At 55.5% G+C, this 19957-nt stretch carries 15 protein-coding genes and 2 pseudogenes; 4 read left to right on the top strand and 13 right to left on the bottom strand.

Annotation, left to right across the window (positions count from 1 at the left end; genetic code table 11):
* Positions 1-46 precede the first annotated feature (46 nt).
* The 5 genes from JCM17844_RS02045 to JCM17844_RS02025 are packed head-to-tail and all read right to left on the bottom strand — an operon-like array spanning position 47 to position 4178.
* A complete protein-coding gene (locus JCM17844_RS02045) occupies positions 47-1258 on the bottom strand; it encodes a molybdopterin molybdotransferase MoeA (protein WP_149999414.1) in 1212 nt (403 codons plus the stop codon).
* A complete protein-coding gene (gene moaC / locus JCM17844_RS02040; protein ID WP_149999413.1) occupies positions 1258-1764 on the bottom strand; it encodes a cyclic pyranopterin monophosphate synthase MoaC in 507 nt (168 codons plus the stop codon). The genes JCM17844_RS02045 and moaC overlap by 1 nt, the downstream gene beginning before the upstream one ends.
* A complete protein-coding gene (gene trpC, locus JCM17844_RS02035; RefSeq protein WP_149999412.1) occupies positions 1761-2558 on the bottom strand; it encodes an indole-3-glycerol phosphate synthase TrpC in 798 nt (265 codons plus the stop codon). Before trpC ends, moaC begins: the two co-directional genes overlap by 4 nt.
* Positions 2551-3573: an anthranilate phosphoribosyltransferase gene (gene trpD / locus JCM17844_RS02030; protein ID WP_210431173.1), complete on the bottom strand. Its 1023-nt coding sequence runs from the start codon at positions 3571-3573 to the stop codon at positions 2551-2553. The genes trpC and trpD overlap by 8 nt, the downstream gene beginning before the upstream one ends.
* 8 nt (positions 3574-3581) lie before the next feature.
* Positions 3582-4178 carry an anthranilate synthase component II gene (locus JCM17844_RS02025; RefSeq protein WP_149999410.1) on the bottom strand — a complete coding sequence of 199 codons (597 nt, stop codon included), beginning with the start codon at positions 4176-4178 and terminating at the stop codon, positions 3582-3584.
* A 172-nt stretch (positions 4179-4350) separates the two neighbouring features.
* Between JCM17844_RS02025 and JCM17844_RS02020 the strand changes: the two genes are divergently transcribed.
* The gene (locus tag JCM17844_RS02020; RefSeq protein WP_149999409.1) at positions 4351-5556 is read left to right on the top strand and encodes a divergent polysaccharide deacetylase family protein; all 1206 of its coding nucleotides are present in this window, start codon (positions 4351-4353) and stop codon (positions 5554-5556) included.
* A gap of 19 nt (positions 5557-5575) precedes the next feature.
* On the opposite strand, the gene trpE is transcribed toward JCM17844_RS02020, so the two are convergent.
* From trpE to JCM17844_RS02005, 3 genes are read right to left on the bottom strand one after another with little or no spacing between them, the layout of a single operon-like run.
* Complete coding sequence (gene trpE / locus JCM17844_RS02015) at positions 5576-7123, bottom strand: anthranilate synthase component I (RefSeq protein ID WP_149999408.1); 1548 nt, start codon at positions 7121-7123, stop codon at positions 5576-5578.
* The gene (locus JCM17844_RS02010) at positions 7124-8128 is read right to left on the bottom strand and encodes a peptidylprolyl isomerase (RefSeq protein ID WP_235898888.1); all 1005 of its coding nucleotides are present in this window, start codon (positions 8126-8128) and stop codon (positions 7124-7126) included. It abuts the gene before it with no gap.
* 5 nt (positions 8129-8133) lie between these two features.
* Positions 8134-9078, bottom strand: coding sequence for a SurA N-terminal domain-containing protein (locus JCM17844_RS02005; protein ID WP_149999406.1), 945 nt, complete (start codon positions 9076-9078; stop codon positions 8134-8136).
* 160 nt (positions 9079-9238) lie between these two features.
* Between JCM17844_RS02005 and tpiA the strand changes: the two are divergent.
* The 3 genes and pseudogenes from tpiA (at position 9239) to pyrG (ending at position 12180) form a co-directional block, all read left to right on the top strand.
* Positions 9239-9999: pseudogene (gene tpiA / locus JCM17844_RS02000) on the top strand (triose-phosphate isomerase).
* Between the two features lie 133 nt (positions 10000-10132).
* Positions 10133-10435, top strand: coding sequence for a preprotein translocase subunit SecG (secG, locus tag JCM17844_RS01995; RefSeq protein ID WP_149999405.1), 303 nt, complete (start codon positions 10133-10135; stop codon positions 10433-10435).
* Positions 10436-10552: 117 nt separating this feature from the next.
* Positions 10553-12180: pseudogene (pyrG, locus tag JCM17844_RS01990) on the top strand (CTP synthase).
* A gap of 70 nt (positions 12181-12250) precedes the next feature.
* Here pyrG and JCM17844_RS01985 read toward each other — a convergent pair.
* From JCM17844_RS01985 to JCM17844_RS01965, 5 genes are all read right to left on the bottom strand, one after another.
* Positions 12251-14053: an acyl-CoA dehydrogenase gene (locus JCM17844_RS01985; protein WP_149999582.1), complete on the bottom strand. Its 1803-nt coding sequence runs from the start codon at positions 14051-14053 to the stop codon at positions 12251-12253.
* A 79-nt stretch (positions 14054-14132) separates the two neighbouring features.
* Entirely contained in the window at positions 14133-15494 is a 1362-nt protein-coding gene (locus JCM17844_RS01980; protein ID WP_149999404.1) for a TRAP transporter large permease, read from the bottom strand.
* A complete protein-coding gene (locus tag JCM17844_RS01975; RefSeq protein ID WP_149999403.1) occupies positions 15491-16084 on the bottom strand; it encodes a TRAP transporter small permease subunit in 594 nt (197 codons plus the stop codon). Before JCM17844_RS01975 ends, JCM17844_RS01980 begins: the two co-directional genes overlap by 4 nt.
* 5 nt (positions 16085-16089) lie before the next feature.
* Positions 16090-17178, bottom strand: a complete 1089-nt coding sequence (locus JCM17844_RS01970; protein ID WP_210431168.1) for a TRAP transporter substrate-binding protein — start codon at positions 17176-17178, stop codon at positions 16090-16092.
* A gap of 22 nt (positions 17179-17200) precedes the next feature.
* Entirely contained in the window at positions 17201-19930 is a 2730-nt protein-coding gene (locus JCM17844_RS01965) for a coiled-coil domain-containing protein (RefSeq protein WP_149999402.1), read from the bottom strand.
* Between the last annotated feature and the right edge of the window lie 27 nt (positions 19931-19957).

Raw genomic sequence — 19957 nt, 5'->3', positions numbered from 1 at the left:
CCCCGTGTTTCTGTTATGTTCTATATTAGTTCACGGGAACATCCTGTCAAGAACCAATACTTGCATCCAAAAGCAGGGCTTCTACCTTGTCTCCGGCTTCGGATTTGGAGGCAAAAGGTGGGCGGATAATCAGGGCATCGGCATTGGCAAATCCGCTCAATATGCTGCTGTCTTGCTGAGGGAAAGGGGTAGCACGCAGGCCATTATTTCCAGCTTTCAAACTGGCGCGCAAATAGGCTTCACGGGGGCCGTTTTCCGGCAAAGCTGCGCCCAATATTGCCGGCAAACGCAGGGGCAAACGGGGCAAGCGGCCAGATAGCCGATCAATGGCAGGCCCCATGAACAATAATGCGCACACAAGGGCGGACACCGGGTTTCCCGGAAGCCCCAGCATAGCTGTCGCACCAAGCCGCCCAAAAATCATCGGCTTGCCGGGACGCATGGCGATCTTCCAGAAATCAAGCGCCAAACCTTCTTCACCAAAGGCATCGCGCACCAGATCATAATCCCCGACGCTGGCCCCGCCTAGGGTCACCAGCATATCGCAGCCTTTGGCCGCATTTGCTGCGGCTTTCAATGCTTCATGCCGATCCTTGGCGATGTCCAAAGAGTGCACAACGCCGCCGCGCGCATGGATCATGGCGGCAAGCGCCGGGCCCACGGCATCGATAATGCCGTCACGCCCCAAAGGCTCACCGGGGCGCACCAGTTCATCACCCGTGGAAAGAAGGGCAATCCGCGGTTTACGCACCACCGATAGCCAAGGCACATTGGCCGCAGCGGCAAGGGCGATATGGCGTGGCTCCAGGCCTGTCCCTGCCTCAAGCACCTTGTCGCCTTTGTTAAAATCGATCCCGGCCCGGCGAATATGGTCGCCCATGGCCACCTTATGCAACACCTGCACCGACTGTTCTGTCTTCTTTTCGGTGTTTTCCTGAATGACCACCGCATCGGCCCCTTTGGGCAGGGGAGCGCCGGTGAAAATCCGCACGGCTTGACCGGGCTCCACGGCTTTATCATAGCCCAATCCGGCACGGGATTCCCCAATGACTGTCAGGCTTGCTGGCAGCACCGCACACTCTGCACTACGGACGGCATAACCGTCCATGGCGGAAAAATCTGCGGGCGGCTGGGTGCGGCGGGCAATCACAGGTGCGGATAATACACGCCCTGCCGCTGCACTGAGTACCACCACTTCTTCTCCCACAGGGGAAAGGGCGGAAAGAATACGGGTGCGTGCGTCTTCAACGGATAACATCAGGCAGTCTCGTGATAATCGCCAGAAGCCCCGCCTTCTTTGCTGACAAGGCGGATTTGGCCAATATGCATGCTGCGTTCTACAGCCTTCGCCATATCATAAAGGGTAAGGGCCGCAACGCTTACCGCTGTCAGGGCTTCCATTTCAACACCGGTCCGCTCGCATGTGGAGACAGTCGCGGTCATCTCGATCCCTTCGGCGCATGCTTCAAAGTCTATGCGAATGGCGCTCAAGGACAAAGGATGGCACAGCGGCACCAGATCCGCCGTGCGCTTTGCAGCCATGATCCCCGCGATCCGGGCGGTGGCCAGCGCATCGCCTTTTTTTAAGGCCGAGGCCATCACCAGATCCCGCGTGGCCGCCGTCATTTCAATCAAGCCTTTGGCCGTGGCCTTGCGGGCTGTGACCGGCTTTTGCGACACGTCCACCATATGGGCGGCGCCTTTTTCATCCAGATGGGTCAAGCGCGTCCCTTTGCCTTTGGGGCTTTGTGGGTCTGTGCTCATGCGGTTTCCCCAAGCAATTGGCGGGTGGCCACGGTCACATCCTGTTGCCGCATCAAGGATTCACCGATCAGGAAGGTGTTTACCCCCACATCCGCGCAGCGATCCAGATCATCTTTGGTGAAGAGGCCGGATTCTGCAACCACCAACCGGTCTTCTGGAATATCCTGAGCCAAATCGATCGTTGTCTGAAGATCCACCTTCAAGGTCTTGAGATTGCGGTTGTTTATCCCGATCATCCGGGACGGAATATTCAAGGCCATCTCCAGTTCCGAGCGATCATGAATCTCGACCAGAATATCCATATCCAAAGATAAGGCCGCCTGTGCCAAATCATCGGCCTGGGCAGGATCAAGCGCCGCCATGATCAGCAAGATACAATCCGCCCCCAAGGCCCGCGCCTCTGTTACCTGATAGGGATCAAGCATGAAATCCTTGCGCAAGACCGGCAAGCTGCAGGCATTACGGGCGCTGACGAGATAATCATCGCGGCCCATGAAATAAGGCTCGTCCGTCAAGACCGACAGGCAGCTTGCGCCTCCGGCCTGATAAGCGCGGGCAAGCTGGGCCGGATCAAAATCGGCGCGGATCAGGCCCTTGGAAGGGCTGGCCATTTTTATTTCGCAAATCAGACCGGTGCGGCCAGCGCTATAGGTGCTCATCAAGGCATCGAAAAAGCCCCGGGGCGGCAAGCCATTACGGATGCGGGCTTCCAGATCGGCCAAAGAAACCGTTTCCTTACAACGCGCAATATGCTGGCGTTTATCCTTGCAAATGCGGGTCAAGACATCAGACATGCGCGGTTTCGCCCTTTGTAAAAGCTGCCCATTGGGCAAGACGGTCTTGCGCCTTGCCGCTATCGATTACGGAGGCCGCCAAGGCCACACCTTCCGCCAAAGTGTCAACGTGATCGCCCACCAGCAAAGCAGCGCCTGCATTGAGCAAAACAATATCCCGATAGGCCGATGGCTCCCCACGCAAAACGGTGCGCAAGGCCTGTGCGTTATAAGCGGCATCGCCGCCCTTCAAGGCATCAAGGGAATGGCGGCGTAGCCCCACATCTTCGGGGCGCACGGTAAAGCGGCTGAGTGTACCATCTTTGAAACAGGCCACCATGCTTTCGCCGGTGACAGTCAGTTCATCAAGGCCATCGCTGCCATGCACCACCCACACATGGTGCGAGCCCAAAAGGCCCAGGGTTTTGGCCATGGGCTCCAGCCAGCGGGCATCATAAACGCCGATCAACTGCCGTTTCGCCCCGGCAGGGTTGGTCAATGGTCCCAAAATATTAAAGATGGTGCGCATGCCCAAGGCTTTGCGGACCGGCGCCACATGGCGCATGGCCCCGTGATGGCGTGGGGCCAGCAAGAAGCAGATGCCCAACTGGTCAAGGGATTCCTGAACGCGCTCCACAGGGCCGTCCACACACACCCCAAGCTGTTCCAGCACATCGCAAGAGCCGGATTTGGACGACACCGCCCGATTGCCATGCTTTGCCACAGGAATACCCGCCGCCGCCGCAACGATCGCCGCCGCCGTGGAAATATTATAGGTGCCAAGACCATCACCGCCGGTGCCGCAGGTATCCACCGCCTTGTCCGGTGCCGATAAGGGCAGGGCATGAGCGCGCATGGCATCGGCCCCGCCAGCAATTTCCTCGACACTTTCGCCGCGCGATTTCAAGGCGACCAGAAAGGCCGCAATCTCGATATCGCTGGCCGCTCCCGACATGATGAACAAAAACGCCGCGCGGGCCTCTTCCCGGCTAAGAGACTGCCCTTCGGCAACTCTCTCGATATATGATTTAAACATCGTCATGGTCACGCTATTTGTAGGGCGGCATAAGCATTTGCAAGGGTGAGAAAATTCTCGAGAATTTTATGCCCATGCTCCGATGCGATGCTTTCAGGGTGGAATTGCACCCCATGAACGGGATGGGTTTTGTGCTGCAAGCCCATGATCAAGCCATCATCGGACCGCGCTGTGATCTCCAGATCTTCGGGGAAGCCATCTTCGGCAATCACCAAAGAATGATAGCGCGTTGCATTGAAAGGCGAGGGCAGGTCCTTGAATACGCCCGCCCCATCATGGCGCATGGCGCTTACCTTGCCGTGCATCACCTTTGGTGCGCGCACCACCTTCCCGCCAAAGACTTCGCCAATGGCCTGATGGCCCAGACACACGCCCAAAATCGGAAGGTGTCCTGCAGATTGGCGGATCAGCGCTTCGGTGATGCCTGCGTCTTTTGGCTCGCCGGGGCCGGGAGAGATAATAACGCCTTGCGGGCGGATTTTATCCAGAATATCCGCAACCGTCAGCGCATCATTGCGCACCACCTCGACATCGGCCCCCAATTCACCAAGATAATGATATAAATTGAACGTGAAGCTGTCGTAATTATCGATCAAAAGATACATTAAACTGACACTCTCTTTACGATGAGCAGGGCCATCCTGCATGCCTTGCCGGCGCATTTTACCAAAGCTATTCTATAGGCTGGTCCTTTGCCAACGAAGTCTTTACCAGTCTCGGGTCAAATGAACCAGTAGGAAGAACGGCTGTTTTTCTCTTCCAAAAAATGGAAATTGTGTGAAAGCCAAGCGCAACAATAAGAGAAAGGCCAAAACCCCGTCCAGGCAGGCCGGGTTTGGACGAAGGACATCCCGGCCATCTGGCAGCAGGGCAAAGCCTGCGCGGCGTGCTTGGTGGCCCCATCTTGCACAACGTCTTCGGGCGATCTCGCAGCATGGGCAGAGCTTTGCCGGGCGTCTGGCACAATGGACCGGCGTTTTCGGGGCTTTGCTGGTTTTGGGCCTTATTCTGGTCGCCTTGTCCCAACTGACCGGCGTACATCCCTCCCGTGAAACCGAAATGGGGATGGAAAGGGAAATGCGCCCTGCGCCTTCGCTGATCACGCCTCCGCAAATGGTTTTCGATGATAGCCCGCAAGGCGACAGCCGGATCGCCAACCGATCAAATACAAGCCCGCATATCACGCCGCTTGATCCGCCCTCCACACGGCCCGCATGGATGCGTTTTGCGGCTGCCCCCCCGAAAGATGCGGATTCAAAACCGGCCATTGTACTGGTGATTGATGATGTGGGGCTCAACCGTTCGGCCACCAAAAAGCTGATCAAATTGGACGGGGCTTTGACATTATCCTTCTTGCCTTATGCCGATCATTTGCCCGAACAAACCGCTGCGGCCCGAAAAGCTGGCCATGAGCTGATGGTGCATCTGCCTATGGAACCGCAAGGCAATAGCGCAGATCCGGGGCCAATGGCTTTGTTGGGGACGTTGAATGAGCAAGAGTTTCAAAGCCGGTTGCAGTGGAATCTGGAGCGCTTCACAGGCTTTGTCGGGGTCAATAACCATATGGGCAGCCGGTTGACGGAAAACCCGAAAGCTATGGAAATGGTGATGCAAAGCCTACAGGGCCGAGGCTTGCTCTTTCTCGATTCCCGCACCACCGCCCACACGGTTGCCCAGAGAAAGGCCGCGGAAATGGGCGTTCCCAATATCGCCCGTGATGTGTTTTTGGATAATGAGCAAACCGCAGAAAGCGTGATCCAGAATCTCGACGATATGGAACGCCTTGCAAGACGGACAGGGCTGGCCATCGGAATCGGTCATCCGCATCCGCAAACCATCAAGGCCATTGCCCATTGGTTGCCCGATGCGAAAAAGCGGGGGCTGGTTCTTTTGCCCTTGAGCGCGGCTGTGACACGTATGGAAAATCGCCAAAAACGGTTTGCGGCCACCCCAAATCACGGCACCGGCATGGCAACACCCTGATTTTTAAGAAAAACGAGTCTCAGCTCAGCTTTGGGCCGCGCCCCGGCCTGGCGGCAAAATGTACGGCTTCTTCAGCGGCGCGGAACAAGGCACGCGCCTTGTTTTCACATTCCAGATGTTCCGATTCCGGCACGCTATCGGCCACAAGCCCGGCGCCCGCATGAACATGCATGGTGCCATCTTTTACCACCGCCGTTCTTAAGACAATGCAGGTGTCCATGCTGCCATTTGCCGCGAAATAGCCAACAGCACCGGCATAGGGGCCGCGGCCTTCGCTTTCCAGTTCATCGATGATTTCCATGGCACGGATTTTAGGCGCTCCGGAAACCGTTCCGGCCGGGAATCCTGCTTCCAGGGCGGCCACGGCATCATAATGATCGGAATCCAGTGTGCCGGTTACATTGGACACGATATGCATCACATGGGAATATTTCTCGACGAGATTGCGTTGTGTCACCTGAACACTGCCGGGGATCGACACGCGCCCCACATCATTGCGCCCCAGATCGAGCAACATCAAATGCTCGGACAGTTCTTTGGGATCGGCCAACAGATCGGCGGCCAGCGCTTCATCTTCTTGTGCGTCTTTCCCGCGCGGGCGGGTGCCGGCAATGGGGCGAATGGTGACTTCGTTATCGCGCAACCGCACCAGAATTTCCGGCGACGATCCCACCAAGGCGGCTTCATCGAAATTCAGGAAATAAAGAAATGGCGACGGATTCAAGCGCCGTAAAGTGCGATACAGGGCAAAGGGCGGCAGGGTGAAAGGCACCGAAAAACGCTGGGCCAGAACCACCTGAAAAATATCGCCAGCAGCCATATGCTCCTTGGCAGAGGCTACCATCTCCCGATAGCGCTCAAGTCCTGTATGGCTGGTGATATCCGCCGGTCCATCGGATGCGGGCTGATCTTCGGCCACATCTATCATGGGGAGGGGCCGTTCCAAGGCCGTGACAGCGGATTGAAGCCGCTCGACACCGCGTTCATAAGCCTCGGCCGCCGATATACCGGCCTTGGGGCGGATTGGCGTGACAAGGGTGATGCGATCGGTAACGGAATCGAAAATCGCCATCACGGTGGGACGCACGAACAAAGCGGAGGGAAGGCCATAGGGATCGGGATTGCCCGGCCCAAGGTCTTCCATCAGGCGCACCATGTCATAGCCCATATAGCCCACAAGGCCCGCAGCCATGGGCGGCAGATCTTCGGGCAGATCGATCAACGAACTGCGTAAAAGCTGGCGCAAGGCGGGCAGGGCATCCAGATCTTGTGTTTCAAACACAGCGTCCTTGGCTGCCAGACCTTCCTGAAGATGGGCGATCTCTGCCTTGTTGCCCGTGCAACGCCACAGAATATCCGGGGCAAAACCGATGATGGTATAGCGGCCCCGCACAGCGCCGCCTTCCACCGATTCCAGCAAGAAACTGCCCGATTGTCCGCCTGTCAGCTTCAAATAGGCGGAAATAGGTGTTTCAAGATCTGCAACCAACCGGGTGGAAAGAACCTGCGCGGTGCCGTTGTCGTAAAGCGTTTGTGCCTTTGGCTGCGACGGAAAGACATCAAGCACCTAGAGCGCCCCCTGCGGATTGATCACTTGTTGCAACAAATTGGTATTCACCTCAACGCCATAGTCTTTGCGTAAGGCGCTTTCATATTGCACCAGTGCATCATTGAGCATGGCTGTGCCCAGGCTATCCAGAAGGGCTTCATATTCAGCAGCATCGGTTTGCGGATTGCCCGGTTTTTTATCATCAAGGCGCACCACCACATAGCCATCGCCCGATGCGGCGCGTTCCACAGCCACATCACCCACGGCCATCTGGAACATCAAGCGGCCCACAATCGGCGCCACCTGATTGGACCGGCCAATGCCGGAACGGGTGATCCAATCGGTTTCCAACAGATCCGCACCTGCCGTTTCGGCCAAAGTCGCAATCGGTTCGCCCGACCGCAAGGATTGGGCAAGCTCTTCAGCCTTTTCCCCGGCTTTGGCAAGCTGGCGTTCAGCGATCAAATTCTCACGGAGCTGGTCTTGCACCTCGATAAAGGGGCGCTGCTGCGGTGGGATTTCATCGGTGACATCCATCAAGGTAAAGCCGCCATCATCGGTTGGCTCCAGCATGACGGGTTCGTCGATTTCAAGCGCCCAGACATCCGACAAATGGCGGGAAATCGCCCCTTGTACAACGCCGCCCGTTTGCAACAGACCTTCTCTCGAAACAGTGGCCTGTTCAAAAACAAGCTGAAGATTGGTGGCGATTTCTTGCAAGCCCGCACCGCGTGCCAACATTTCTTCTGCCTCAACGGAGACATCATACACCGCATCAAGGGCTTTTTCTTCGGCAATTTCCTGGCGCAAGATATTGGCCACCTGATCCAGCGGACGGTTGACCGGCTCGGTAATTCCGCGAACACGGAAGATATGCCAGCCAAACACGCTTTGGGCGGGCGCGCTGAGGCCCGGTTCTGTCAGAGCAAACACCGCATCGGCCACTTTGGTATTATAATCTTGCTCGATATCGCTATGGCTCATATCGCCAAGCGCGATTTCATCCGGCTGGAAATCCGTCATATCGCTCAAAACAGTGTCGAAGGCTCGCCTGCTTCAATGCGGGATACGAATGTTTCAGCCAATTCCTTATCGTTTACGCCAAAGGAAACCAGATCGACATCGCGCAGTTCCGGCGTTTGAAATTCTGCCAAACGGGCCGCATAGCCTTCTTCCAGCTCCTCGTCCGTCACCTCATCGGGCTTGGCGACAGATGCGGGAGAAATTTCCGCCACGGCCACCATTTTATAAGCCGGGGTCATGAAACGCCCTTTTTCAACCTCGAAAGCGGCGCGCAGTTCATCTTCTGTGGGCAAGTCTATGGTTCCCACCTCTTGCGCAGATACGCTCAGGATCGTCGCTTTGCGGCTTTCATTGCGATAGCGGAACAAGGATTCGGCAAGGGTGTCGGGGGCCGGCTTGGCGGCCACCAAAGCCTCGACCAACTGGCGACGCATCAGATCATTGCGCAAGGATGTTTCAAATTCACCGGGTGTCACACCGGCTTGGGCCAGTTGGTTTTCATAGGCCGTGCGGTCAAAGCGTCCGTCAAAGCCCTCAAAGGCTTCCACCTCATGGATGGTGGTCACCACCTGCCGATTGCTGCCCCGCAAACCAAGCTCTTTGGCATGCATATTGAAACTGCGTTCGGATACCAGTTGTTGCAGCACCTGCTGAGGGATGCCAATGGCCGCCGCCTGTTCACGGTCGATCACCTGCCCGAACTGCGCTTCCATCTGGCGAAGACGCTGGCCATAGGCCCGATCGAATTCAACCACATCGATCTCTTGATCGCCAATGGTGACCACCGCGCGTCCGCCGGTATTGGAAAATAGGTCGGGAATGCCCCAAAGGGCGAAACTGGCGATCAAAAGTCCCAAAAGTGTCAGGACGACAAATGAACAAAGTGCCTCGAATTGCGCTGAGCATGAACTGTATCTCGCTCCGAAATGAATATGTCGCACATCTGCCATAAGAGCAGGCGGCGGCGCATCTTATCGCTTGCCGCCATAAAAGCAAATGTGCACCGATCTTGGCGTTTTCTTATGGTGCTGCTAGAGGTATCCGCAAGGATAATCTGCCAAAATATGCTCTTAATCGTGAATTCCACTCTGAAATCGGGAAAGAACGACCATGGCCTTGCCAATAATTACACCGCTTGTCGCCGGAAACTGGAAAATGCACGGTCTTTTGAAAGATCTGGAGGAGGCCCGGCATTTGCAAGCCTTGTTAACGGAAAACCCGGCGCAGGCCGAGGTGCTTTTATGCCCGCCCACCACGCTGATTCACCCGATGACTGCCATGGTACGCGGCGGCCCCGTAAGCGTTGGGGCCCAGGATTGCCATTCCCGGGAAAAAGGCGCGTATACCGGCGATATTTCGGCAAAAATGTTGGCGGATCTCGGCGCGCGTTATGTGATCGTTGGACATTCCGAACGCCGCGAGGATCATAATGAAACCAGCGAACAGGTGCGTGAAAAGGCCCTTGCTGCCCACAATGCGACTCTGAGCGCCATCATCTGTGTGGGGGAAACCATATCGCAGCGCGATGCAGGCTGGGCAGAAAAGATTGTGCTCGACCAATTGGCCCATTCCGTTCCTGATGGTGCCACGGCGTCCAATACTGTCATTGCCTATGAGCCTATCTGGGCCATTGGCACCGGGCGCATCCCGAAACCCGAAGACGTGGCAATGATGCACCAGACCATCCGCGACCATCTGGCAGACCGCTTTGCTTTGGGCGATCAAATGCGCATTCTTTATGGAGCTCGGTGAAGGCCAGCAACGCGCATACATTAATGGCGGTTCCCAATGTGAATGGGGCCCTTGTCGGAGGGGCAAGCCTTAAGGCCTTGGATTTCAATGGAATTCTTGATGCCTATCGCAGCAATTAAAGGACAGTTTTTCCCAAGTGTAAACTTCGCACTGGTCATTTTGGGGCGGCTGCGCTAGACAGGCCCTCAACGCACCGACGGGCAACATCCTGGGACGGTGCATTTCGCATTCAATCCGTATGGTAACGATAAGATGCAAGTTGTTCTTCTCATTATCCATTTGGCCATCGCCATCGCCCTTGTGGGCGTGATCTTGCTGCAGCGTTCCGAAGGGGGCGGTCTGGGCATGGGGGGCAATGCTGGTGGAATGATGTCGGCCCGCGGTGCCGCCGACCTTCTCACAAAAGCCACGTCTTTTCTTGCCGCAGGTTTCCTGCTCACCAGCTTGACGCTGGCGATTTTGGCCGGGCAAGGGCGTGAAAGCAGTTCGGTGCTCGATGAAACCAATATCGAAGCGTCGCAGCCGGAAACCCCAACGGTTCCGATTCCCGATTGAGGGACAAAGCAATGGTGCGCTCTTGATGGAAAATCCGGAGCGGACGACCAGTGTTACCCAAAATCATCTGAAATCCAAGACTGTTGCTTTGCCAATAGTCAACTATAGTGCATGTCCATGACCCGGTATATTTTCATCACCGGCGGTGTGGTTTCCTCGCTTGGCAAGGGGCTGTTATCCGCTGCATTGGGAACACTGCTTCAGGCGCGCGGTTATACTGTGCGGCTGCGCAAGCTCGATCCATATTTGAATGTGGATCCGGGCACCATGAGCCTTATCAGCATGGCGAGGTTTATGTCACCGATGATGGGGCAGAAACCGATCTGGATTTGGGCCATTATGAGCGTTTTACCGGTGTGCCTTCACGCACCACCGATAATGTCACATCGGGCCGAATCTATCAGGATATTCTGACGAAAGAACGGCGCGGGGATTATTTGGGCGGCACCGTGCAGGTGATTCCCCATGTGACCGACGCTATCAAGGATTTCGTGCTCGCACAAACCGATGGCATTGATTTCGTGCTGTGTGAAATCGGCGGTACGGTGGGCGATATCGAAAGCCTTCCATTCATGGAGGCGATCCGTCAATTGGGCACCGATCTGGATCGCGGCCAAAGCTGCTTCATTCATTTGACATTGGTGCCGTTCATCAAAGCGGCGGGCGAGTTGAAAACCAAACCGACCCAACATTCCGTGAAGGAATTGCGCGGCATTGGTATCTCGCCGGATATTCTGGTGTGCCGGGCGGAACAACCGATTCCGCTGGGCGAGCGCCACAAGATCGCGCTGTTTTGTAATGTTGCGAAATCGGCGGTGATCCAGGCCCTTGATGTCTCGTCCATTTATGAAGTGCCCATCGCCTATCATGGGGAAGGGCTGGATGATGAAGTTCTGAAAGTTTTCGGCTTGCCTGCCGAGCAACCTGTGGACCTGAGCCGCTGGAACGACATTGTCAAAAATCTTAAAAACCCCGAAGGCGAAGTGAAAATCGCCATCGTCGGGAAATATACCGGCCTTAAAGATGCCTATAAGTCTTTAAGCGAATCTCTGGTGCATGGCGGGATCGCCAATCGTGTGAATGTGAAGATCGAATGGATTGAAGCCGAGTTGTTTGAACAGCCCGATGCCATCCATCGTCTGGAAGATGTACACGGTATTTTGGTGCCCGGCGGATTTGGCCAACGCGGCACCGAAGGGAAAATTGCGGCAGCCCGCTTTGCCCGTGAACATAATATCCCCTTCTTTGGCATTTGCCTCGGGATGCAAATGGCCGTGGTGGAAGCCGCCCGGAATATGGCCGGACTGGAAGGAGCAGGGTCCACAGAATTCGGCACGCCAAAGGTTCCGGTTGTAGGCCTGCTAACAGAATGGGCCACGGAAGCGGGGATCGAAATCCGCGAATCCGATATGGATTTAGGCGGAACGATGCGTTTGGGTGCTTATCCCGCAAAACTCACCGCCGGCAGCCATGTTCAAAAGATCTATGGCACAGACCGGATTTCCGAGCGTCATCGCCATCGTTATGAAGTGAACATTTCCTATCGCAGCCAGCTTGAAGAGGCTGGATTGGTGTTCTCTGGCTTGTCACCGGACAGCAATCTGCCGGAAATTGTCGAGTTGTCGGATCATCCCTGGTATATTGGTGTACAGTTCCATCCAGAGCTGAAATCAAAGCCCTTTGATCCGCATCCGCTGTTTGCCAGCTTTATCGGCGCTGCCTTGAAGCAAAGCCGGCTGGTCTAAAAGCTGATAGACGCTCAGATAAAAACCGGGGAAATCTCCCCGGTTTTTCATGTCTGATCTTTCGGGCTGCTCAGAAGCCTTCATTGGGCATATCAAGCACTGTCGTATCCAACGAAGCCAGCAAAGCGGCTTGTGGGCCGGTCTTGGGTAATTCATGGATGAAGAAATACCGTGCCGCCATTAATTTCCCGGCAAAAAAGCTCCGGTCATCGCCCACCGCATCGGTGATTTTTGCCGCAGCAACCGTTGCTTGGCGCAACCACATCCATGCCATCACCACATGGCCCATCAGCAAAAGATATTCATGGGAATTGGCAAGAAAGGCTTCGGTTTTTCCTTCATGGGCGGCGGTCACCAGCTTCACCGTCACACGGGACAGCAGATCCACAGCCCCTTGCATGGCCGCAACCTGTTCTTCCAGAACCGGATGGGCCTTGGCCTCGCCAATGGCGTCCCCGATGCGCTCCATCATCAACCGAAAGGCCAGTCCCTTTTCCGCCATAACCTTGCGGCCCAAAAGATCAAGGCTCTGGATACCATTGGTGCCTTCATGGATGGGGTTGAGGCGATTGTCGCGGTAGAGCCGCTCCAGAGGATAATCGCGGGTGTAGCCATAGCCCCCCAGAACCTGGATCCCCAGCTTATTGGCTTCCAGACAAAATTCCGAAGGCCACGCCTTGGCAATGGGGGTCAAGAGATCAAGCAGCAAAAGATTGCGTTTTTTTGTGTCGGCATCTTCGGTTTGCTGCGCTTCATCCAGCAACCGTGCGCAATAAAGGCACAGCGACAGCGCCCCTTCCACATAGGATTTTTGTGCCAGCAACATGCGCCGCACATCCGCATGGGCAATGATGGGAACCGGCGGGCTTGCGGGATCTTTGGCATCCACCGGACGGCCTTGCGGACGCTGTTTCGCGTAATCCAGCGATGCCAGATACCCCGCATAGCCCATCATCGTCGCCCCAAGGCCAACGCCGATGCGGGCTTCATTCATCATATGGAACATGTAGCCAAGACCATGATGCACAACGCCCACCAGATAGCCACGGCAGGCATCATTCTCACCAAAATTCAGCATGCAATTGGTGGTGCCGCGATAGCCCATCTTGTGATTGAGGCCCGCCAAAGCCACATCATTGCTTTCACCCACACGGCCTTCATGATCCACTTGATATTTGGGCACGATGAAGAGCGAAATACCCTTCACCCCTTCCGGTCCTCCGGGGATTTTCGCCAAGACCAGATGCACGATATTTTCTGCCAGATCATGGTCACCAGCAGAAATCCACATCTTGGTGCCTTTAATGGCATAGCTGCCATCGGATAACGGCGTGGCCTTGGTGCGAATATCCGCCAAAGACGATCCCGCTTGCGGTTCCGACAGGCACATGGTGCCGAAAAAGCGGCCTTCCAGCATGGGTTTCAAGAATTGCTCTTTCTGGTCATCAGAGGCATAGGCGCTCAGAAGATTGGCCGCAGCGATGGTCAGAAACGGATAGGCCGTGGTGGATGCGTTGGCTCCGGTGAAAATCGCCGCGATCGCCTGGCTTATGACCAAAGGCAACTGCATCCCGCCTTCGGATTCATCGCGGTGGGCCAGATGGAAGCCACCGGCCAGATAATGGGAGAGCGCCTCTTTCACTTCCGGGATCATCACCACCCGGCCATTTTCATATTGAGGCTCGTTCTCATCGGCCTTGTGGGCGTGATCGGCGAATTTATCCATGGCCAACCGTTCGGCAGCATCGATCACGGCTTCATAGCTGGCTTTGTCGTGCTCTGAAAAACGCGGATAGGCCGACAAGGAAGCCACATCAAGCACGTCATAAAGCTGAAACGAAAGGTCGCGGCGGTTGATCACACGCTCCATCAGGGAACTCCTTGTCTTTTGCGGAAAGAACGGATGAGCCTTATAGGCAAAGTGCAAAGGCGCGCACAGGACGTATTTTACCCTATTGCATGCGAGAGGGCAGCCATAAGGCTATATCGGGCCACGCCATCACCGCCCCAAGAGCCAAAATCTGCAAGATAATGAAGGGGATAACGCCTTTATAAATATGCTGGATGCGTACCGATCTGGGGGCCACACCTTTCAGATAAAACAGTGCGAAACCAAAAGGTGGCGTCAAGAAGCTGGTCTGCAAATTCACCGCAACCAGCACTGCGAACCATGTGATGGTCAGTTCAGGGAAGGGGACATGGCCTGCAAAATCCAGCGCCTTGATCACCGGTGCAAACACAGGCAACACAATCAAGGTGATCTCGATCCAATCGAAAAAGAATCCCAAAATAAACACGATGGCCATCAGTACAAACAAAATGCCCCATGGCCCAACATCAAGACTATCCACAAATCCGACGATCAGATCATGGCCGCCCAGCAAGGCAAAGACATAAGAAAAGGCTGTGGCCCCTACAAAAATTCCAAACAGCATGGCGCTTGTCAGTGTGGACTGGTCAAGGCTTTCCAGAAAGGTTTTCCACCGGAAATTTTTCCGCAAAAGAGCCAGAACCAAGGCCCCCGCTGCGCCGATTCCACTGGCTTCGGTTGGCGTGGCATAGCCGCCAAATATGGAGCCGAGCACAAGGGCAATCAGCAAAACCGGCGGCAAAAAACTGCGGATCATCAAACCCGACAGCGCCAGCAATGAGCGCGGCCCTTCGGATTTGGGCAGAGCAGGGGCAAGCTGCGGGGAAATCGCCGTACGTGCAATAATCCACAGCAGATACAGCGTGGATAACAACAAGCCGGGCAACAAGGCTGCCATAAAAAGCCCACCGACAGAGGTGGACAGCAAGTCCGCCATAACCACCAGCATGATCGACGGCGGCACAAGAATACCCAGCGTCCCCGAAGCGGCAATGGTGCCACTGGCCAACGCTTTGTCATAGCCACGGTCGATCATCACCGGCAAGGCCAGAACGGTCATCATCACCACACTTGCGCCGATAATTCCGGTGGTGGCCGCCATCACAACCCCGATCAGGGTAACAGACAGCGCAAGCCCGCCGGGAATCTTTCGTGTCAGCACCTGCAAGGCCGATAACAGATCGCGGGCCACACCGCTTTTTTCCAAAAGGGTGCCCATAAAAATGAACATGGGAATGGCGACCAAGGTGAGATTATCCACCACTCCGCCGAAAATCCGGCCCACCACCAGAAAAAAGCTCAAGGGATTTTCAATCCCCAAAGCCACCGCCAACAGCCAAAAAGCAAGGCCCACACCGCCCAGAACAAAGGCCACAGGAAAGCCCGTAAACAGCAAGGCGGCCAGCACTAAAAACATCAACAAAGGCAGGATTTCGATGATCATGGCCGTGCATCTTCGGTCTGGAGATCGGTTTCATCATAAGGGCCAGCCCCTTGATGGGGAAAACCGCAATGCTGGGCCAAGGATTTCGGGCCGAATAAAAACACCATCAGAGTCAATCCGCGAGAAATGCCCGCAAGGCCAAGCACCGCAAATCCCAAAACCAGAGTGGATTTGATGATCCATCTATCGGGCAAACCGGCAGGCGAGGGGCTGGATTCCCCCACAAGAAACGCCCGGGCTGCATAATCGGAGGCAAACCACAAAATGGCCGCACAATAGGGCAGCATCATCAATATGATTCCCCAAAGCTCGACCCATGCCCGTGTTCTGACGGACCACCGTTCGTAGAAAATTTCGATCCGCACATGGGCGTTTTTGAAATAGGCATATCCCAAGGCCAATAAAAACAAGGCGCCATGAAGGTGCCATTCCAGTTCTTGTAGTGCGGTAGAGCCGATCACGAACCAGTGCCGCAACACCACATCCATCACGATCACGAACATCAATGCGGGGATCAACCATCCTGCCATCCGGCCAATGATCGTGACGATATATTCAAGGGACCGGGCAATCCGCAAAGTGCGTTCCATCCCCGTCATTGCTTTAGATATCCGCGTTCACGCCACACCCGATGTCCGGCGCGGAACTGGCGCAGGCTCTCCCATCCGGTAGCGAAATCGGCATTGGAGGCCGAGAGTTCGTCGGCGACCTCGCCCCAGGCTGTTTCCAAAGCCTCCAGAATTTCTGGCGAGAATTTATGAAATTCCACGCCCTTTTCGCTCAGTTCGCGCATGGCATCGATCTGCAAAGCCTCCCCTTGTGAAAGGCCATAGCGGATATTGCTGGAACAGACGGCTTCGATTTGCGCTTGTTGGGTGGCGTTCAACGCGTTCCATTGGTCCAGATTGATCATCAGCTCAAAAAACGTGCTCTGCTGATGCCAACCGGGGAAATAATAATGCTTCGCCGCCTGATAAAAGCCCATCTTCAGATCAACGGCGGGAACGGAAAATTCTGTGCCGTCAATGGTCCCAAGTTCCAATGCCGGGAAAATATCGCCGCCAGATAAAAGCTGCACAGAAGCGCCAAGTTTTTCCAGAACCTTGCCGCCCAACCCGAAAAACCGGATTTTAAGGCCCTTGAAGTCTTCGACCTTGTTGATCGGCTTTTTATACCAGCCCGCAGCTTCGGGCGGAGAAATCCCGCAAATCAGGCCGTGGATATTGTGACGGTGATAGAGTTTCTCATAAAGAGCGCGGCCACCGCCATAATCGAACCATGCCAGATATTCTTCCGCAGATGGGCCAAAGGGCAGGGCCGAGAATAATTGCAAAGCCGGTTCGCGCCCGGCCCAATATCCCGGTGTGGACCATCCCGCTTCCAAAGCTCCATAAGATATGGCGTCAAAAATTTCAAAGGGCGGGGCCAGCGCCCCCGGCTCATAAAAGCGTATATCAATGCTGCCGCCAGAAATATCACGGGCAAGGCTTTCCACCCGCTTTCCCATGGTGCCCAAAATAATCAGGCTTGAAGGATAGGTGGAGGCCATCCGCCATTGAACAATTGGCCTGTCCGATAGTTCGGCGGATGCTTTATCTGTTTCCGGTGATTGCTCGGAGGAGCAGGCTCCCAACATCCCCGCCAAAATGGCCCCAAGCCAGAACGGTCTGGCAGTGATCCCCATAAATTTACTCTCTTATAAAGACTTACTGGATTTTCTTCAAAGATTGAGCAAGCAAAACATACAGCTTTCCCATCTCGGACGAAATAAGAGTGACAGATAACGCACTATGTTTGTCGCGGCTTCCGACCTGTTCCATCAAGGCCTCAAAATCCCGGAAGAATTTCAAGACCGTATCGCGGAATTCCCGATCCGTTTCAAACATCCTTATGATGCGTTGGCGGGTGGTGCGGTCGGCCAAACGAACGGTGCGCCGCGAAAAGATGGACCGATCGCCCGACAGATATTTTTGCCATACATCGTCGGGCACTTCAGCTTCCAGAATTTTATCAATATCCACAGAGGCAGATTGGAGACTTTCGATCAGCAAGGAAGATGTGCGCACGAATTCATCGCGTGACGAGGCCAGAATACGCCGCTCCACCTCTTCGGATTTGCTGAGAAAGCTATTGGCCTTGTGAATCAGTTTGTCCGACTGTTCGGCAAGGCGGTGCGCCATACGCTCGCTTTCATCGCCCGCCTGAGCCGAAGCCTCGCGCAAGGCATTGACCGTTTTATTGATGGTCTGGGTGATGTGGTTTTCCAGATCGCGCACTTCCGCATCGAACATGGTGTTGAGCGTATCCATGGATTGCCCCACTTCCCGAAGCCCGCGGGTAATGGCAACAGACAAGGTTTGCTCGAACTCCTGACCGGATGTTTTGGCGCTGGTCTCAGCGGCGCGGGCCGCTTCCATGATTTTCTCCGCAGCGCCAGAAAAGCGGCTGGCGATGGCGTTCAGATGGTCGCCGGTTTCTCCTCCGGCTGTGCGCATCTGTTCGGCTTTTTGCCCCACTTTTTCCGCGGCTTCGTGCAAATTCTTGGCGGCATCTGCGGTATCGTTCAGGATACGCTCCCGTTCGCCGCCAAAGGCTGTGGCGGCCTGCCCCAAGGACTCTGAAGACCGTTCCAGCGTTTCCATCAAGCCGCTGCCTTCGGCTTTCAGGCTTTGTAATGATTGCTCCAATGCTTGCGTTGCGCCGCGCCCTTGTTGATCGATACGTGCGATTTCCGTCGAAAGATTTTCGCTGCTGGCCAAAACCCGTTCGGATGTGGCTTCGGCATGGCGGCTCAGATCGTCGGATTGCGTGCGGAAGCGATCTGCGGCTTCCAAAACGGTGTTGGCGCTGGCCTCTGAAGTGGCGGCCAAGGCCCCGCGCTCTTCTTCCAGACGGGCGGTAACTTCATCAATGCGTTGGCGCATATCTTCCAGCACTTGCCCAAGATTGGCGGTGCGTTCATCCATGCGTTCTCCCGCTTCGCCCATATTTTGCGCCGCATCTCCTGCGGCGGAGGCAACCATTTCCGCCTGATCCGCAAGCATCGCCGCAAGACGGTTCAATTCTTCCACACTGCGGGCGGCACGATGTTCGACGGCCCCCGCTTCATCATCGAAATTGGATTTCAGATGCGAAATCCGCTCGGCAATGCGCATCCCTGCTTCATTGGCTTTGTCGTCAAACGCGGCAAGCTGCGCTTCAAAGCCCGATAGGGCGGCTTTTACCCGATCCAAAGCCTCATCGGCTTGTTGTTTGGAAATCGTGTCGGCCTCATGGGCTTGCAGGGCCAGATTTTCCGAAAGCCCCCGGAAACTTTCCTGCGCCCGTTCCAATGTGCTGCCAATGATGCGATCCAGTTCCTGGGCTTGGCGCTCGATCTCGCGGCCCGCATCTTCGCTGCGGTTCAACGCCTCTTGCGCCCTGTCGTTCAAAAGGTCGCTGCTTTTCTCCAATGCCTGGGTCACACGCTGGGCATCGCTTTCAGAGGATTCCGCAAGATAGGCAAGGCGGCTATGACGCTCTTCCAATGTTTGCGTAAGCTGTCCATCAAGTTGATCCAGTTCAGCCATGCGCTGTTTGAAGCGGTCAAGCTGAGTGGAAATATCGTGGCTCATGCCGTTGAAGCGGGCATCAAGCAAGCGGGACAGGTCATCCAGTGCTGTCAAACGATCCCCAAGGGCGGCTTCGGCTTCTTTCAAATCGGCCGCCGCCTGTTCGGCTGAAGCAATCAGGGACTGGCCGCGATCATCCAAGGTCCCGGACGCTTTATCCACGGCATCTCCGGCGGCACCGGCTGCCTTTATGACCCGTTCGGAAAAGCTGTCTGCCGTTTCTTCCGATTGACGCAAGCGTTGCGTTACCTGTTCATCCAATTGGCCAAGAGCTTCCCGCTCGCGCCGGAACATATCCTGAATGGAGGCCGCTTTGGCTTCGGCATCTGCCGTGACGGAAAACAGATCGGCAATCTCGCTTTTGAAGCGGCCTTCAAGGCTATCAATACGGCTGGCCGCCAAATCCACAGCCGCTTCCACATGATCCATATCATGGCGAACACGGACCAAAAGCTGGTCGAGACGCTTTTCCGCATGCTCGATGGGCGCAAGGGCGCGGTCCATATCTTGTGCAATTTCCAGACGTCGCTCAAGCAAGGGATCGGTGCGCTGGAATACCAAAGCAATAAGCCACACAATAGCCAAGGGCGTAAGAACACCCGCGATCAAAGCGGCAAGGTCCACTAATTGCAGCGGATTATCCGGATTGAAAAGCCCGGCGCGCATGGCCGCATAGCCTGCCGCCATCACCCATAAGGTGCTCAACACAGCAGCAAAGGCAAAGGGCCATAGCCGTCTGCCAAAGGATGCTGCCGGCCCTGCTGTTTGCATGGGCGCAGTTGTTTTCTCTTGTGGCGGTGGTTGAAAATCCAGTTTAGCGTTCATTAGACTTCCCGACAAACCCTTGCAGGC

It is taken from the genome of Iodidimonas gelatinilytica, assembly GCF_008579125.1.
GTDB classification, from domain to species: domain Bacteria; phylum Pseudomonadota; class Alphaproteobacteria; order Sphingomonadales; family Rhodothalassiaceae; genus Iodidimonas; species Iodidimonas muriae.
Note: the sequence above shows the minus strand (reverse complement) of the source record. Positions and strands in the feature narration are given on the sequence as shown.

Excerpts from the sequence above, each read along its gene's own strand:
- trpC (WP_149999412.1), bottom strand. The coding sequence starts at position 2,558 with ATGTCTGATGTCTTGACCCGCATTTGCAAGGATAAACGCCAGCATATT.
- JCM17844_RS01970 (WP_210431168.1), bottom strand. The coding sequence starts at position 17,178 with ATGGGGATCACTGCCAGACCGTTCTGGCTTGGGGCCATTTTGGCGGGG.
- JCM17844_RS01975 (WP_149999403.1), bottom strand. The coding sequence starts at position 16,084 with ATGGAACGCACTTTGCGGATTGCCCGGTCCCTTGAATATATCGTCACG.
- trpD (WP_210431173.1), bottom strand. The coding sequence starts at position 3,573 with ATGTTTAAATCATATATCGAGAGAGTTGCCGAAGGGCAGTCTCTTAGC.
- JCM17844_RS02025 (WP_149999410.1), bottom strand. The coding sequence starts at position 4,178 with ATGTATCTTTTGATCGATAATTACGACAGCTTCACGTTCAATTTATAT.
- JCM17844_RS02010 (WP_235898888.1), bottom strand. The coding sequence starts at position 8,128 with ATGACGGATTTCCAGCCGGATGAAATCGCGCTTGGCGATATGAGCCAT.
- JCM17844_RS01965 (WP_149999402.1), bottom strand. The coding sequence starts at position 19,930 with ATGAACGCTAAACTGGATTTTCAACCACCGCCACAAGAGAAAACAACT.
- JCM17844_RS02045 (WP_149999414.1), bottom strand. The coding sequence starts at position 1,258 with ATGTTATCCGTTGAAGACGCACGCACCCGTATTCTTTCCGCCCTTTCC.
- JCM17844_RS01980 (WP_149999404.1), bottom strand. The coding sequence starts at position 15,494 with ATGATCATCGAAATCCTGCCTTTGTTGATGTTTTTAGTGCTGGCCGCC.
- secG (WP_149999405.1), top strand. The coding sequence starts at position 10,133 with ATGCAAGTTGTTCTTCTCATTATCCATTTGGCCATCGCCATCGCCCTT.
- moaC (WP_149999413.1), bottom strand. The coding sequence starts at position 1,764 with ATGAGCACAGACCCACAAAGCCCCAAAGGCAAAGGGACGCGCTTGACC.
- JCM17844_RS02005 (WP_149999406.1), bottom strand. The coding sequence starts at position 9,078 with ATGGCAGATGTGCGACATATTCATTTCGGAGCGAGATACAGTTCATGC.